A 13,517-nucleotide genomic window follows, 5' to 3' on the forward strand; every position below is an offset into this window, starting at 1 on the left:
GCCAGCTAGGCCGTACCGACCTGAACGTGAGTGCAATCTGCCTCGGCACCATGACTTGGGGCGAGCAAAACACTGAAGCTGAAGCCTTCGCGCAGATCGAACGGGCCAAAGAGGCCGGGATCAATTTCATCGACACCGCCGAAATGTATCCGGTGCCGCCAAAAGCCGAAACCTACGCCACGACCGAGCGCTACATCGGCAATTACTTCAAAAGTCGTGGCGACCGCGCCGACTGGATCCTCGCCAGCAAGATTGCAGGCCCAGGCAACACCATCGACTACATCCGCGACAAAAACCTGCGCCACAACCGCCAGCACATCACCGCAGCGGTGGATGCCAGCCTTAAGCGCCTGCAGACCGATTACATCGATCTCTACCAGTTGCACTGGCCTGAGCGCAGCACCAACTTTTTCGGACAGTTGGGCTACAAACACAAGATCGAAGCCAACCTCACCCCGCTCGAAGACACCCTCGAAGCACTCGACGAGCAGGTTAAGGCCGGCAAGATCCGCCACATCGGCCTGTCCAACGAAACACCATGGGGCACCATGCGTTTTCTCGCCTTGGCCGAAGCTCGTGGCTGGCCGCGTGCGGTGTCGATCCAGAACCCGTACAACCTGCTAAACCGCAGCTTTGAAGTCGGCCTGGCGGAAGTCGCCATTCGCGAACAGTGCGGGTTGCTCGCCTATTCGCCGCTGGCGTTCGGCTTCCTGTCGGGCAAGTACGAAGGTGGTGCGCGTCCGCCAAAAGGTCGCCTGAGCCTTTACAGCCGCTTCAGCCGCTATTTCAATGCGCAATCGGAAGCAGCGTGCAGCCGTTATGTCGCGCTGGCCCGAGAGCACGGTCTGGATCCGGCGCAAATGGCGTTGGCGTTCGTCACTCAGCAACCGTTCGTCACCAGCAACATCATTGGCGCGACGACGCTTGAGCAACTGGACAGCAACATTGCCAGCTTCGATCTGAAGCTTTCCGATGAAGTGCTGGCGGGGATCGAGGCGATTCACAAGGATCATCCGAACCCTGCACCTTGATCCACCACCCCACCCTTCCCGCCTGATCGTTCCCACGCTCCGCGTGGGAATGCATCCCGTGACGCTCCGCGTCACATCCACAGCGGAACGCGGAGCGTCTCCCCGGCGGCATTCCCACGCAGAGCGTGGGAACGATCACGCTGTATTACAGCGACCGCGCAATAATCTCCTTCATGATTTCATTGGTGCCGGCATAAATCCGCTGCACGCGCGCATCCGCCCACGCCCGGGCTACCGGGTATTCCCACATGAAGCCGTAACCGCCGTGCAACTGCACGCACTCGTCGAGCACCTTGCATTGCAGGTCGGTGCCCCAGTATTTCGCCATCGCCGCCGTCGGCACGTCGAGCTTGCCTTGCAGGTGCAGTTCCAGACATTTATCGACGAACACTCGACCGATCTGGATTTCAGTTGCCATCTCCGCCAGCTTGAAGCGCGTGTTCTGGAAATCGGCAATCGCCTTGCCGAACGCCTTGCGATCACGGGTGTAATCCAGCGTCCACTTCAGCGCAGCCTCGGCTGAGGCCAGACCGCCGATCGCCACGGTCAAACGTTCCTGCGGCAGCTCCTGCATCAAATAGGCAAACCCTGCCCCGGCCTGACCCAACAGGTTCTCCTTCGGCACACGCACGTCCTGGAAGAACAATTCCGACGTGTCCTGGGCCTTCATACCGACCTTCTCCAAGCGCTTGCCCTTCTCGAAGCCCGGCGTATTCGCCTCGACCAGAAACAGGCTGGTGCCCTTGGCGCCGGCCTTCGGATCGGTCTTGGCGACGACGATGACCAGATCGGCGAGAAAGCCGTTGGTGATGAAGGTTTTCGAACCGTTGATCACATATTCATCGCCGTCCAGCACAGCGGTGGTCTTCACGCCCTGCAGGTCGGAGCCGGCACCCGGCTCGGTCATGGCAATGGCCGTGACCATTTCGCCCGAGATCAGTTTCGGCAGGTATTTGTGCTTCAGCGCTTCACTGCCGTAATGCAGGATGTACGGTGCAACGATGTCCGAATGCAGTGAGAAACCGATCCCGGTCAGGCCCAATCGACCGACTTCTTCGATCACCACCGCGCTGTAGAGAAAATCCGCCCCCAGCCCGCCGTATTCTTCCGGCAGATGCGAGCAGAGCATCCCCGCCTCCCCTGCCTTGTTCCACAGCTTGCGGTCGATATGGCCTTGTTTTTCCCACTGAGCATGGAACGGCACGGCCTCTTTTTCGAGGAAGGTTCGTACGCTGTCGCGGAACAATTCGTGCTCGGAGCTGAACAAGGTTCTGGGGATCATGCGGCACCTTTCTTTCTTGTTGGAGGGTTATGACCTTCAGAGACTAAGCCTCGCCTCCGATACAGGACACTGGACACATCCGACAAAAAATAAGACGATCCAGCCGTCTGGTGACCACTTTCCCTTATAAAAACAAAACAAAAGTTGAATTATGTCTAAGCAAGTCTCCACGCCCTTGCGGCGCGTCAGCATCCTGGCTATCGACCGGGTTTTCGCCTCCACTCTCATGCAAGCCAAGGATTTCTTCCATCTGGCCAGCCTGCGTTACGGCAAACAACTGGGCCACGGCCTGACACCGGCGTTCGAAACCCGCCTCGTCAGCCCTGACGGCAAACCGGTGAACAGTTTCAGTGACGTCGTGATGCCGGTGGACGGCGGCCTGGAAAACGCCGACGTGATCATCCTTCCAGCGTTCTGGGACGATTTCGATACGCTTTGCAGCCGTTATCCACAAGTCCTGCCATGGTTGCGCGAGCAGCATGCGCGCGGCGCGGTGCTGTGCGGCGAAGCCACCGGGGTGTTCTGGCTGGCCGAGGCCGGGCTGCTCAACGGCAAGGAAGCGACCACCTACTGGCGCTTCTTCAATGCCTTCGCCGAGCGCTTCCCGAAGGTTTACCTCAATCAGGACAAACACCTGACGGACGCCGACAACCTGTATTGCGCCGGCGGCACTACTTCGGCGTGTGACCTCTACATCTACCTGATCGAACGCTTCTGCGGGGCCAACGTGGCGCAAGCCGTGGCCCGCGACATCCTCTATGAAGTGCAGCGCAGCTATTCGCCGGGACGTATCGGTTTCGGCGGCCAGAAGCTGCATCAGGACGTGATCATCCTGCAGATTCAGCACTGGCTCGAAGAGCACTTCGCCGACAAGTTCCGCTTCGAAGACGTGGCCCGCGAGCACGGCATGAGCATCCGCAATTTCATGCGCCGCTTCCAGACCGCGACGGGCGACAAGCCGCTGCACTACCTGCAACGTCTGCGCATCGAGACGGCCAAAGGCTTGCTGTCCGGCAGTCGCAAGAGCATCAAGACCATCAGCTATGAAGTCGGTTACGACGATGCGAGCTTCTTTGCGCGATTGTTCCGCCAGCACACCGAGTTGTCACCGAACCAGTATCGGCAGCAGTTTCAGCAGGCTGCTTAACCCCCCCGAAGCAAATACAAAACCTGTGGGAGCTGGCTTGCCAGCGATGGCGTCGTGTCAGGCGATATTCATTTCGCTCACAAACCGCTATCGCTGGCAAGCCAGCTCCCACAGGGGTCGCGGCGCACTCGAATTTTTCTTCAGCGCATAAAAAAGGGCCTGCAATCGCAGGCCCTTTTTCTTTGCCGATTCTGTTTAAGGCTTGTGCGCCCGCGACAGGAATTCGTGCGATTGCATCTCCAGCAGACGGCTCAGCGTGCGCTGGAACTCGAAGTTCAAACGTCCACCGGTGTACAGATCCTTCAGCTCGACTTCAGCAGAAATGATCAGCTTGACGTTACGGTCGTAGAACTCGTCGACCATGTTGATGAAGCGTCGGGCGATGTCGTCGGTGGTGACGCTCATCTGCTCGACACCGCTGAGCAACACAGCGTGAAAGATCTTGCCCAACTCGATGTAATCGTTCTGGCTACGCGGGCCGTCGCACAGTTCGCGGAAGTCGAACCAGGCCACGTCATCGCAGGTACGCAGGGCGCGGATTTCGCGGTTTTCGATGATCAACACATCGTTTTCCACCGCCGCCGTGCATTCCGGTGTCAGCGCCTTGAAGCTCTTGCGCAGACTTTCGTGCGCGGCTTCGTCGAGCGGATAGTGGAACAGTTCCGCTTGTTCGAGGTGACGCAGACGGTAGTCGACGCCGCTGTCGACGTTGACGATATCGGTGTTCTGCTTGATCAGCGCGATGGCTGGCAGGAAGCGCGCACGCTGCAGGCCGTCCTTGTACAGACCGTCCGGGACGATATTCGAGGTCGCGACCAGGGTCACGCCGTTCTTGAACAGCTCTTCCATCAGCGTGCCGAGGATCATCGCGTCGGTGATGTCGGAAACGAAGAACTCATCGAAGCAGATGACCCGCGACTCAGTCGCAAAACGCTTGGCGATGATGGTCAGCGGGTTTTTCTCGCCGCCGAGGGTTTTCATCTCTTCGTGCACACGCTTCATGAAGCGGTGGAAGTGGGTGCGGGTCTTTTCCTTGAACGGCAGCGCTTCGAAGAAGGTGTCGACCAGGTAAGTTTTGCCGCGACCCACGCCGCCCCAGAAATACAGGCCCTTGACCGGGGTCTGATCCTTTTTGCCAAACAGTTTGCTCAGCAGGCCCGGCTTGTTCTGATCGGCGGCGATCAGATCCTCGTACAGGCGCTGCAAATGACGCACAGCAGTTTCCTGCGCGGCATCATGGAAGAAGTCCGGGCGTTTCAGATCAGCTTGGTATCGTTCTAGGGGCGTCATAATTCGTTAGCAAGGCAACAAAAACGGGCCGTCACTGTAGCGACGGCCCGTGGGAATGGCAATCAGCCCTTGGTCGGGCCGGCCCGTTGATTATTCCTGAACCGGTGTCAGAGCGATCCGCAAGGCCTCGACGGCCGCATCCCGCGCAGCAACATCGGCGAACGCCGGGCTGTCGCCGACGCACTCGCCTTCCAGCCACACGCTGAAGCTCAGGTCTTCGCTGCGCACGTCCAAAGGCTGGCCGGATTGCAGTTGCTTGGTCACCTGGCCGGCGGTTTTGCCGTCGGCGAAGTTGCGCGACAGCAGCAGTTGTTCGCCATCGGCCGCCAGCAGACGGAAACGGAAGCTGCCGTCGTCTTCACGGAAGCTGACGAAGCGTGCGGCTTTCGCGGCTTTCTTCTTGGTGGTCGCAGCGACCTGCACCTGATTGACGAAGGAACGCAGGCCAACGGCTTCGCGCAGTTCGTTGAGGAACGGCGTCGCCACGGCACGGGCCTTTTTCGCGCCGATCTGCAGGATGTCTTCCAGATCAGCCGGACGCTCGATCAACTGGTGATACTTGTCGCGAGCCTCGCCGAGTTGGTTGTCGAGCAACTGGAACAGACGGTTCTTCGCCTCGCCCCAACCCAGACCGCCCAACAGTTCGCTGCGGAATTCGTCGGATTGCGCCGGCGTGGCGAAGGCCTGGAACAGAGTGAACAGGTGCGAGTTGTCCGGATCCTTGGCTTCGCCTGGAGCTTTGGAGTCGGTGACGATCCGCGAAATCGCGTCCTTCATTTCTTTGGCGCTGGAGAACAACGGGATGGTGTTGTCGTAGCTCTTCGACATCTTGCGACCGTCGAGGCCTGGCAACGTCGCCACACTTTCCTCGATCAGCGCTTCGGGCATGGTGAAGAATTCTTTGCCCTGACCAAACAAGTGGTTGAAGCGCTGGCCGATATCCCGGGCCATTTCCACGTGCTGGATCTGGTCGCGACCGACCGGCACCTTGTGCGCGTTGAACATCAGAATGTCCGCCGCCATCAGCACCGGATAGCTGTAGAGGCCCATGGTGATGCCGGCATCCGGGTCTTCGCCGGTCTCGACGTTCTTGTCCACCGAGGCCTTGTAGGCGTGGGCACGGTTGAGCAATCCCTTGGCGGCGACGCAGGTCAGCAGCCAGGTCAGTTCAGGGATTTCCGGGATGTCGGACTGACGGTAGAAGGTCACGCGATCGACGTCGAGGCCACCGGCCAGCCAGGTCGCGGCGATTTCCAGACGCGAGCGCTGAATGCGCAGCGGGTCATCGCATTTGATCAGGGCGTGGTAGTCGGCCAGGAAGTAGAACGAATCGGCATTGCTGTCGCGGCTGGCGAGAATCGCCGGGCGGATGGCGCCGGCGTAGTTGCCCAGGTGCGGCGTGCCGGTGGTGGTGATGCCGGTGAGGATGCGGGTACGGTTCGTCATGGGTAATCGCTTGTCAGACTGCAATCAATTCGAAAGACGCGGCAGGATCAGATCCTTGAGATCGGTCAGCTTGCCATGAAAAAAGTGTCCGCATTCTGCCACTTTCAGCAGCTCATGGGGGCGCAGGAGTTGTTCCGACCAGTCGTAAACCAGTTGCGGATCGATGACTTCGTCGGTTTCTGGCTGGATCACGGTGAGTTCGCCGTGTTGTGGCAGTGGATCCTGTTCGCCAAGACGCATCACCGCCGGGGCAACCATGAACAGGTGCTTGAGCGGCACGCCTTGCGCTTCGAGGCGCCCGCCGAGACTTGCTGCAACAAATCCGCCGAAGGAAAAACCGAACAGGGTCAGCGGCAGATCCGGGTGTTTTTCCCGCAGCCATGCGGCGGCAGCCTGGGCGTCATCGACTTCGCCGGTGCCCATGTCGTGCGTCCCTTCGCTGGCGCCGACGCCGCGATAGTTGAAGCGCAAGGTGATCAGACCCGCGTCGCGCGCGGTGCGCTGCAGGGTCGAGACGACCTTGTTGAGCATGGTGCCGCCCTGCACCGGGTTCGGATGGCAGATCAGCGCAATGCCTCGCGGCTGCTCGTTATCCAGGTACAGGGACTCAAGTTGACCCACCGGGCCGTCAATCACTACAGGGGTTTCACGCATCAGCAAGGAAGGAACTCCGTGACCTCGAATCGGGTCGACTCGTCTAGCAAATTGTCTGTGCCAATCTATTGCGAGTGAATCGCGGTATACAGCGCAGGTTCGAGCCGTTAACGTAAAGCAAAGCCGTTTATAGAGGAAGGACTCGTGGAACACTCGCTCTTAGTTTGGTTGTTACCGACTCTTGCCCTGGTTGTGGGTGTCGCCATTGGATTCCTGATCGCGCGCGTTGCACCAAACGCCGCGCCGAGCCGTACGCAGCGTCAACTGGATGATATCCAGGAGCGTTTCGACAGTTATCAAAACGAGGTGGTCACCCACTTCAACAGCACCGCGATGCTGGTCAAGAAACTGACCCAGAGCTATCAGGAAGTGCAGGATCACCTCGCCGAGGGCGCCAATCGTCTGGCCCTGGACGAGCAAACCCGCCAACGCCTGATCGCTGCCTTGCACGCCGACGCGGCGCAGGCACCACGCGAACGCCTGACGCCACCGCGCGATCAGGAACCACCGCGTGATTACGCACCGAAAGCCCCGAACTCGCCGGGCATGCTCGATGAGCATTATGGTTTGAAGAAGTAATCAGTCTTCGCACCAAAGAAAAAGCCCCCGGACAATGTTGTTGTCCGGGGGCTTTTTTGTATCCGCCGATTTGTATCGCCAGTGATGGCCTCATCGCGGGCAAGCCCGCTCCCACAGGGTGATGTGTGGAACACAGGTTTTGTGTACACCACCAATACCTGTGGGAGCGGGCTTGCCCGCGATGAGGCCATAACAGGCCAGACAAAAAAATGCCCGATCACAGGACCGGGCATTTCTTCATTCAGGCAATCGCTTACGGATACTGCTGAACGGTGCCCGGCTGTTGCTGCTGGCCACCATACTGCTGGCCAGGAATCGCTTTCAGGTTGACTTCAACCCGACGGTTCTGCGCACGGCCATTGACGTCGCCGTTGCTGGCAATCGGATTATCCGGACCGGCACCACGGGCCGACAGATTGGCACCGCTGACGCCTTGCGAGGTCAGGTAGGTCGCCACACTCTGCGCACGACGCTGGGACAAATCCATGTTGTGCTGGCGGCTGCCGGTACTGTCGGTGTAGCCGACGATTTCGATCTGGTTCTGGTTGAACTCTTTCAGCGAGTTGGCCAGATTGTTCAGCGGCTGATAGAAGCTCGACGCGATGTTCGCCGAATCGGTAGCGAACGTGATGTTGCCCGGCATGATCAGCTTGATCTGATCGCCCTGACGCTGCACTTCAACTCCGGTGTTGGCCATGCTCGCACGCAGCTTGGCTTCCTGCTTGTCAGCGTAGTAACCGTAACCGGCCGCCGAAGCACCCACCACGGCCGCACCGATCAAGGCGCCCTTGCCACGGTTGTTATGGTCGATGGCAGCACCCGCCAGGGCACCAGCCAGCGCACCCAGGCCACCGTACTTGGCGGTTTTGCTCATGCCTTGGGAGCCACCGTCGGCCTGGCCCTGATTGTCATACGGGTTGGGCGAGGCGCAGCCGGACAGCAAGGCCACGGCAGTAGCGACAATAATCAAACGACGCTTGGTGAACATTGAGAGCTCCTACTTTTGCATTCTGTGATGCAGCGGCCGTTTGGCAATGGACCTCTGCGGGCGTTGGATCCTGACAATGCACAAAAATTCCGCCGCACACTCGTGACAAAATATTTAGGCCCGCACAAACGGGTTTTCGCGCATCTCATCGCCCAGACGCGTGTCCGGACCATGCCCGGCAACGACGATTGCGTCTTCGTCCAGGGTGTACAGCCGCTGCTTGATCGAACGCACGATGGTCGCCTGATCGCCGCCCCACAAATCCGTGCGCCCTACGCCGCGACGAAACAGCGTGTCGCCGGCAATCAACAGCTTAGCCTCGGAAAACCAAAAGCTCATGGAACCTGGCGTATGACCCGGCGTATGCAGCGCCACGCCGCAACCACAGGCCAATTCTTCGTCATCGCTGAGCCAGCGATCCGGCGACGGCACCGGGGTATAGGGCACACCGAACATCTGGCACTGCATCTCAAGGTTGTCCCACAAAAACTGGTCATCCTTGTGCAAATGCAGGGTCGCGCCGGTTTTCTCTTTCATCTGGCCAGAGGCGAGAAAATGATCGAGATGCGCGTGGGTGTGGATGATGCTGACCACTTTCAGACCCAGCGCGTCGAGGCGCGCCATAATCAGGTCCGGATTGCCGCCCGGGTCAACGACGATGGCCTTTTTGGTGATCGGGTCACCGATGATGGTGCAGTTGCACTGTAGCGGGCCGACGGGGAAGGTTTCGCGGATAAGTGCTGGGCCTGGAACGGTCATGGGGAATCCTGAGCATTGTTCAACAACGTCGAAAACGGAAGATTCCGGATTTTACCGCCGCTAGACCATTAACCCCAATTCTTTGGCCCGCGCCACTGCTTGCGTCCGCCGCTCAACCCCCAATTTACTGTTGATATGGCTAGCGTGGGTTTTCACGGTATGCAGCGAAATGAACAACTGCTCGCTGATTTCCTGATTCGAACAACCCTGCGCGATCAGACGTAACACTGCCAGCTCCCGACTGCTGAGTTGTTCGGTGGTCGCTGACTCGGCGGCTGGACGGGGTGTGGCAGGTGGAAAGTGTTCGAGCAACTGCTGCCCCGCCAGCGCTGGTGAAGCCTGTAAATGTCCGCGTAACCAGTCGGCATGTCTTTTCACCAAAGCATCGAACGGTTGCAGCACACCCCCTGCCGCGGCTTCCAGCGCCTGGCCCAACGCCTTGCGCGCTTCCGGCTCGCGCCCACCTGCCAGCAGCAAAGCAACCTTTTGGGTCAACGCCATCACACTGAGCAACTGTCGCCCGGTTTGCTGACCGTTCTCATGCAGCACGTTCAGCCGCCCTTCGGCGAGCATCGGTTGCCCCTGGATCATATCTAGCAATGCCTGTTGCAACTCAACGTGCAGCGGCAGCTGTGGATGAAATTCAGGTGGTGCGGCGGCGCGTTCGCCGGTGTAAGTCTGGCCCAGACGCGCCAGCCAGGCCTCGGCCAGATCGGTGCGCCCCTGCGCCAGCCACAGTTCACATTTGACCAGCGTGATCATCGCCAGATAGTAGATCGGCGGCACGTCCCAGATGTGCATCAGCCGTTCGGCTTCGGCGAGTTCGGCGAAGGCTTTGGCGAATTCGCCGGTGGCGCCGTCCAGGCGGGCGATCACGCAGTGACCGATCAACACGCTGATATCGCGGCAGGCCCGCGCTTCGCCTATCCCGGCCAGCAGACGCACGCGGGCGGCTTGCGGCTGCAAGCGCATCGCCAGCAGAAAACCTTCATACAACGTCAGCCGTGCGCGCACCGCGTATAACCGTTGTGGGGACAATCCGCGCAGGCGTTCCAGTCCTTGATGGACTTCATCCAGCGCGCGGAGGATTTCGCCGCGTGCCTGCAAGACGCGGGCACGGTCGTAATGCGCCAACGCTTCGAACAACGGGTTGCCGACGCGTTGCGCCAGCTCAAGGGATTCGCGGTTCAAGCCGCGAGCGCGCCACAGATCGCCGTCGGCGATTGCCAGATTGGACAGCGTCGACAAACACATCAGCCGTTGACCGTAGCGTTTGGCCGGAAGGCTCTCCAGGGCTTCGCTGCAATACCTGAGGGTCAATTCACGATGGCCGCGACCACGAGCGATGATCCCGCTCAGCGCCAGCCATTGCGCCAGCATCGACCTTTGTGCCGTGGCGGACGGCGCCGGAAGGAAACGGCTCAAGTGGCTGGAGAGTTCTTCGGCCGCATCGAGCTGGCAGGCCAGCCCCAGTGCCCAGCTATAGAGGACGATCAGCCGCGGCGTACTGATCAGCAGGCTGTCGGGCAAGTCCATTTTCCAGCGCAGCAGCATGCCGACGTTCTGCTCGGCGAGCAGTTGCTCCTCGGAGAGGTTCTGTACCAGATTCGCTGCCACGTCGAGGTGGCCGGCACGCAAGGCCTGCTCCACCGCTTCGTCGAGCAAACCTTGAGCGTTGAACCAGCGACAGGCGCGCAAATGCAGGGTCGCGGTGGGCACCATAGCTTGAGCAATCGGCCGACTGCGCAACAAATCAGAAAACAGATGGTGATAACGATACCAGTGCCCATGTTCATCCAGCGGCACCAGAAAGACCTGATGCGCAAGCAGGAAACGCAGGATCTCGGCGCTGTCGTGGGCCTCGCGAACGGCGTCGCACAACTCGCTGCAAAAGCGCTCCTGCGGGGCAGTGTCGTAGAGAAACGCCTGGACTTCGGCGGGCAGGCAATCGATGACTTCTTCCAGCAGATAGTCGCGGATCAGCCCTTCCCCGCCGTTCAGCGCTTGCGGTAACGCCGCATCGCTGCCGGCCTCGGACACCGCAAGCAGCCAGAAACGCAAACCGGCGACCCAGCCTTCGCTGCGCTGGATGAGGTTTTCCAGGGCTTCGCCACGCAGTGATGTGCTGTGGCGATCGAGCAGGGTCAAGGCTTCGTCATGGGTCAGGCGCAGATCCGCCTCGTGCAACTCCAGCAACTGCCGCGACAGCCGCAGGCGCGCCAGATGCCAGTCCGGACGCTGCCGACTGGTAACCATGACCAGCAAGCCATCGGGCAAATGATTGAGGAAAAATTGCAGGCAACGGTCGAGCACTGGCCCTTGGGCGAGATGGTAATCGTCGAGAACCAGCAACAGCGGCGTGGCCGGATCGAGGTGCAGCGTCAGCTCATCGAGCAAACCGTCGAGCCATTCTTCGAAGGCAAACGGTTGGTGGCGCTGCCGCATCTTCAGCAGGCCCAGTGCGCGGCTGCCCAGTTGCGGAAAGTAGTCTTGCAAGCCTTCGAGCAGACGCTCGAGAAACCGCCCGGGGTCGCTGTCGCGCGGGCTCAACCCCAGCCAGAGGCTCTGCCAGTGCGCCGGCAGACTTTGGCAGAACTCCACCGCCAGCGAGCTCTTGCCAAACCCGGCGGGGGCGCTGACCAGCAACAGGCGCCCACCGAGCCCGGCCTGCAGGCGCTCGCAAAGGCGTGGTCGCAAGACGTAGCCATCGGGCAGCGGCGGGCGAAAAAAACGCCCGTCCAATGCCGCGACGGCAACGCTTGCGGGACCCGGAAGTGGGGACAGATCAGTCATGGCCGGCTCTTGTTCGAATTGCTGTTGGCGGCGTTGCAGATGTCCGCAGACTAGCCTTAAACGAACCGGTTATGAAGGTTGCTGCTACAAATGGCTACAAAAAGACTACAGGCAAAAAAACGCCCCGAACCAGTCGGGGCGTTTTCACGAGGATGCGGCCTCGCGTTTACAGCGGTTTAGCGAACACCATCCTGACGCAGTGCAGCCGGGGTGAAGTCGCTGGTGGTGGCGGTGAAGCCGAAGTCATACGCCTGCTTCTCTTCGTTCTTCATGCCCAGTGCCAGGTAGCGGCCGGACTGCAGGTCGTAGAGGGTTTCCAGGGCATACCACGGCACTTGCTTGTCGTAGTAGTTCTCGGCATGCGCCTCGGCCACACGCCACAGTTGACCACGACCGTCGTAGTGGTCGATCACCGCAGCTTGCCAGGTGTCTTCGTCGATGTAGAAGTCACGTTTGGCGTAGATGTGGCGCTGACCTTCTTTCAGGGTTGCAACCACATGCCAGACGCGGCGCAGCTCGTAACGCGCCAGATCCTGATTGATGTGGCCAGCCTTGATGATGTCGGCGTATTTCAGCTTCGGATCGTCGAGCTTGTAGCTGTCGGAGGCGATGTACATCTCTTTCTTGCCTTCGAGCTTCCAGTCGTAGCGATCCGGCGCACCGTTATACATATCGAGGTTGTCGGAGGTACGCAGACCGTCCGCCGCAGTACCCGGACCGTCATAGGACACTTGTGGCGCCCGGCGCACACGACGCTGACCGGCGTTGTAGACCCACGCCGAACGTGGCTCCTTCACTTGGTCGAGGGTTTCGTGCACCAGCAACACACCACCGGCCAGACGTGCCGGCGCCGTCACTTTCTGCTTGAAGTAGAACAGGATGTTGCCCGGGTTTTTCGGGTCGTAGTCCTTCATCTTGTCGCGGAACACGAACTGGTCCTGGAAGTACACCAGACTGAACGAGCCGTTCGGCTGTGGCGTCGCCTGGGTCACCAGACGGGTCACGCTGCCGCCGCGATAGCGGGTGATGTGGTTCCAGATGACTTCCACACCGCTTTTCGGAATCGGGAACGGTACAGCGGTTTCAAAGTTTTCCAGACCGTTGCCACCGGACACCAGATTGGTGGTGGTGGCGTTTTTCTTGATCGAGGCGAACACTTCATCCGGCACGGTGGCGCCGCGATGCGACGGATACACTGGCATCTTGAAGGTGTCCGGGTAACGCTTGAACATCGCGTACTGGCCCGGCGCAAGCTTGTCCTTGTATTTGTCGGCGTCCTTCGCAGTGATGGTGAACAGCGGTTGCTCACTGGCGTACGGGTTGGACAGGAAACCTTTGCTGTCGACGCTGCCCGCATTCTTCGGCAGCGGCTTCCAGGCCGGGATCGAACCGTCGGCATTGCCGGCCATTTCGGCGCCCATCGGGGTCAGGCTCTTGCCCAGTTTGTCGGCTTCGGCAGCAGGCACTGCGGCCATGACACCGGTCGCCAGCAGCGACAGGCCCAGAACACCGGCGTGGAACAGACTCTTTGTTATTTTCATAAATTCG

At 59.9% G+C, this 13,517-nt stretch carries 11 protein-coding genes; 3 read left to right on the forward strand and 8 right to left on the reverse strand.

Features of this window, described 5'->3' with window-relative positions; translation table 11 throughout:
- Positions 1-1,031 (forward strand): NADP(H)-dependent aldo-keto reductase (locus ACIONG_RS18905; protein WP_401301878.1); only part of this gene is annotated, 1,031 nt, incomplete at its 5' end.
- A 145-nt stretch (positions 1,032-1,176) separates the two neighbouring features.
- Here the strand turns inward: ACIONG_RS18905 and ACIONG_RS18910 are convergent.
- On the reverse strand, positions 1,177-2,313 hold the full coding sequence (locus ACIONG_RS18910) for an acyl-CoA dehydrogenase family protein (RefSeq protein WP_401301881.1): 1,137 nt from the start codon (positions 2,311-2,313) through the stop codon (positions 1,177-1,179).
- Positions 2,314-2,563: 250 nt separating this feature from the next.
- Here ACIONG_RS18910 and ACIONG_RS18915 point away from each other — a divergent pair, with 250 nt between their 5' ends.
- Complete coding sequence (locus tag ACIONG_RS18915; protein ID WP_169842445.1) at positions 2,564-3,460, forward strand: GlxA family transcriptional regulator; 897 nt, start codon at positions 2,564-2,566, stop codon at positions 3,458-3,460.
- A 195-nt stretch (positions 3,461-3,655) separates the two neighbouring features.
- Here the strand turns inward: ACIONG_RS18915 and zapE are convergent, their stop codons facing one another.
- From zapE to ACIONG_RS18930, 3 genes are all read right to left on the reverse strand, one after another.
- Positions 3,656-4,750: a cell division protein ZapE gene (gene zapE / locus ACIONG_RS18920; RefSeq protein ID WP_103306230.1), complete on the reverse strand. Its 1,095-nt coding sequence runs from the start codon at positions 4,748-4,750 to the stop codon at positions 3,656-3,658.
- Between the two features lie 90 nt (positions 4,751-4,840).
- Positions 4,841-6,196 carry a tryptophan--tRNA ligase gene (locus tag ACIONG_RS18925; protein ID WP_103306231.1) on the reverse strand — a complete coding sequence of 452 codons (1,356 nt, stop codon included), beginning with the start codon at positions 6,194-6,196 and terminating at the stop codon, positions 4,841-4,843.
- Between the two features lie 24 nt (positions 6,197-6,220).
- The gene (locus ACIONG_RS18930; protein ID WP_401301959.1) at positions 6,221-6,850 is read right to left on the reverse strand and encodes an alpha/beta hydrolase; all 630 of its coding nucleotides are present in this window, start codon (positions 6,848-6,850) and stop codon (positions 6,221-6,223) included.
- Between the two features lie 144 nt (positions 6,851-6,994).
- Here ACIONG_RS18930 and ACIONG_RS18935 point away from each other — a divergent pair, with 144 nt between their 5' ends.
- Positions 6,995-7,429 carry a YhcB family protein gene (locus ACIONG_RS18935; protein WP_007961596.1) on the forward strand — a complete coding sequence of 145 codons (435 nt, stop codon included), beginning with the start codon at positions 6,995-6,997 and terminating at the stop codon, positions 7,427-7,429.
- Positions 7,430-7,682: 253 nt separating this feature from the next.
- Here ACIONG_RS18935 and ACIONG_RS18940 read toward each other — a convergent pair whose 3' ends face one another.
- From ACIONG_RS18940 to ACIONG_RS18955, 4 genes are all read right to left on the reverse strand, one after another.
- Positions 7,683-8,417, reverse strand: coding sequence for an OmpA family protein (locus ACIONG_RS18940; protein WP_103306232.1), 735 nt, complete (start codon positions 8,415-8,417; stop codon positions 7,683-7,685).
- A 114-nt stretch (positions 8,418-8,531) separates the two neighbouring features.
- A complete protein-coding gene (locus ACIONG_RS18945; protein WP_103306233.1) occupies positions 8,532-9,176 on the reverse strand; it encodes an MBL fold metallo-hydrolase in 645 nt (214 codons plus the stop codon).
- A 60-nt stretch (positions 9,177-9,236) separates the two neighbouring features.
- Positions 9,237-11,969, reverse strand: a complete 2,733-nt coding sequence (locus ACIONG_RS18950) for a LuxR C-terminal-related transcriptional regulator (protein WP_401301886.1) — start codon at positions 11,967-11,969, stop codon at positions 9,237-9,239.
- Between the two features lie 176 nt (positions 11,970-12,145).
- Positions 12,146-13,510 (reverse strand): DUF1329 domain-containing protein, encoded by a 1,365-nt coding sequence (locus tag ACIONG_RS18955; RefSeq protein ID WP_401301889.1) that lies wholly within the window; start codon positions 13,508-13,510, stop codon positions 12,146-12,148.
- Positions 13,511-13,517 lie beyond the last annotated feature (7 nt).

Source organism: Pseudomonas sp. NPDC087817 (assembly GCF_044742875.1).
GTDB lineage: Bacteria > Pseudomonadota > Gammaproteobacteria > Pseudomonadales > Pseudomonadaceae > Aquipseudomonas.

Excerpts from the sequence above, each read along its gene's own strand:
- zapE (WP_103306230.1), bottom strand. The coding sequence starts at position 4,750 with ATGACGCCCCTAGAACGATACCAAGCTGATCTGAAACGCCCGGACTTC.
- ACIONG_RS18955 (WP_401301889.1), bottom strand. The coding sequence starts at position 13,510 with ATGAAAATAACAAAGAGTCTGTTCCACGCCGGTGTTCTGGGCCTGTCG.
- ACIONG_RS18930 (WP_401301959.1), bottom strand. The coding sequence starts at position 6,850 with ATGCGTGAAACCCCTGTAGTGATTGACGGCCCGGTGGGTCAACTTGAG.
- ACIONG_RS18940 (WP_103306232.1), bottom strand. The coding sequence starts at position 8,417 with ATGTTCACCAAGCGTCGTTTGATTATTGTCGCTACTGCCGTGGCCTTG.
- ACIONG_RS18950 (WP_401301886.1), bottom strand. The coding sequence starts at position 11,969 with ATGACTGATCTGTCCCCACTTCCGGGTCCCGCAAGCGTTGCCGTCGCG.
- ACIONG_RS18925 (WP_103306231.1), bottom strand. The coding sequence starts at position 6,196 with ATGACGAACCGTACCCGCATCCTCACCGGCATCACCACCACCGGCACG.
- ACIONG_RS18910 (WP_401301881.1), bottom strand. The coding sequence starts at position 2,313 with ATGATCCCCAGAACCTTGTTCAGCTCCGAGCACGAATTGTTCCGCGAC.
- ACIONG_RS18945 (WP_103306233.1), bottom strand. The coding sequence starts at position 9,176 with ATGACCGTTCCAGGCCCAGCACTTATCCGCGAAACCTTCCCCGTCGGC.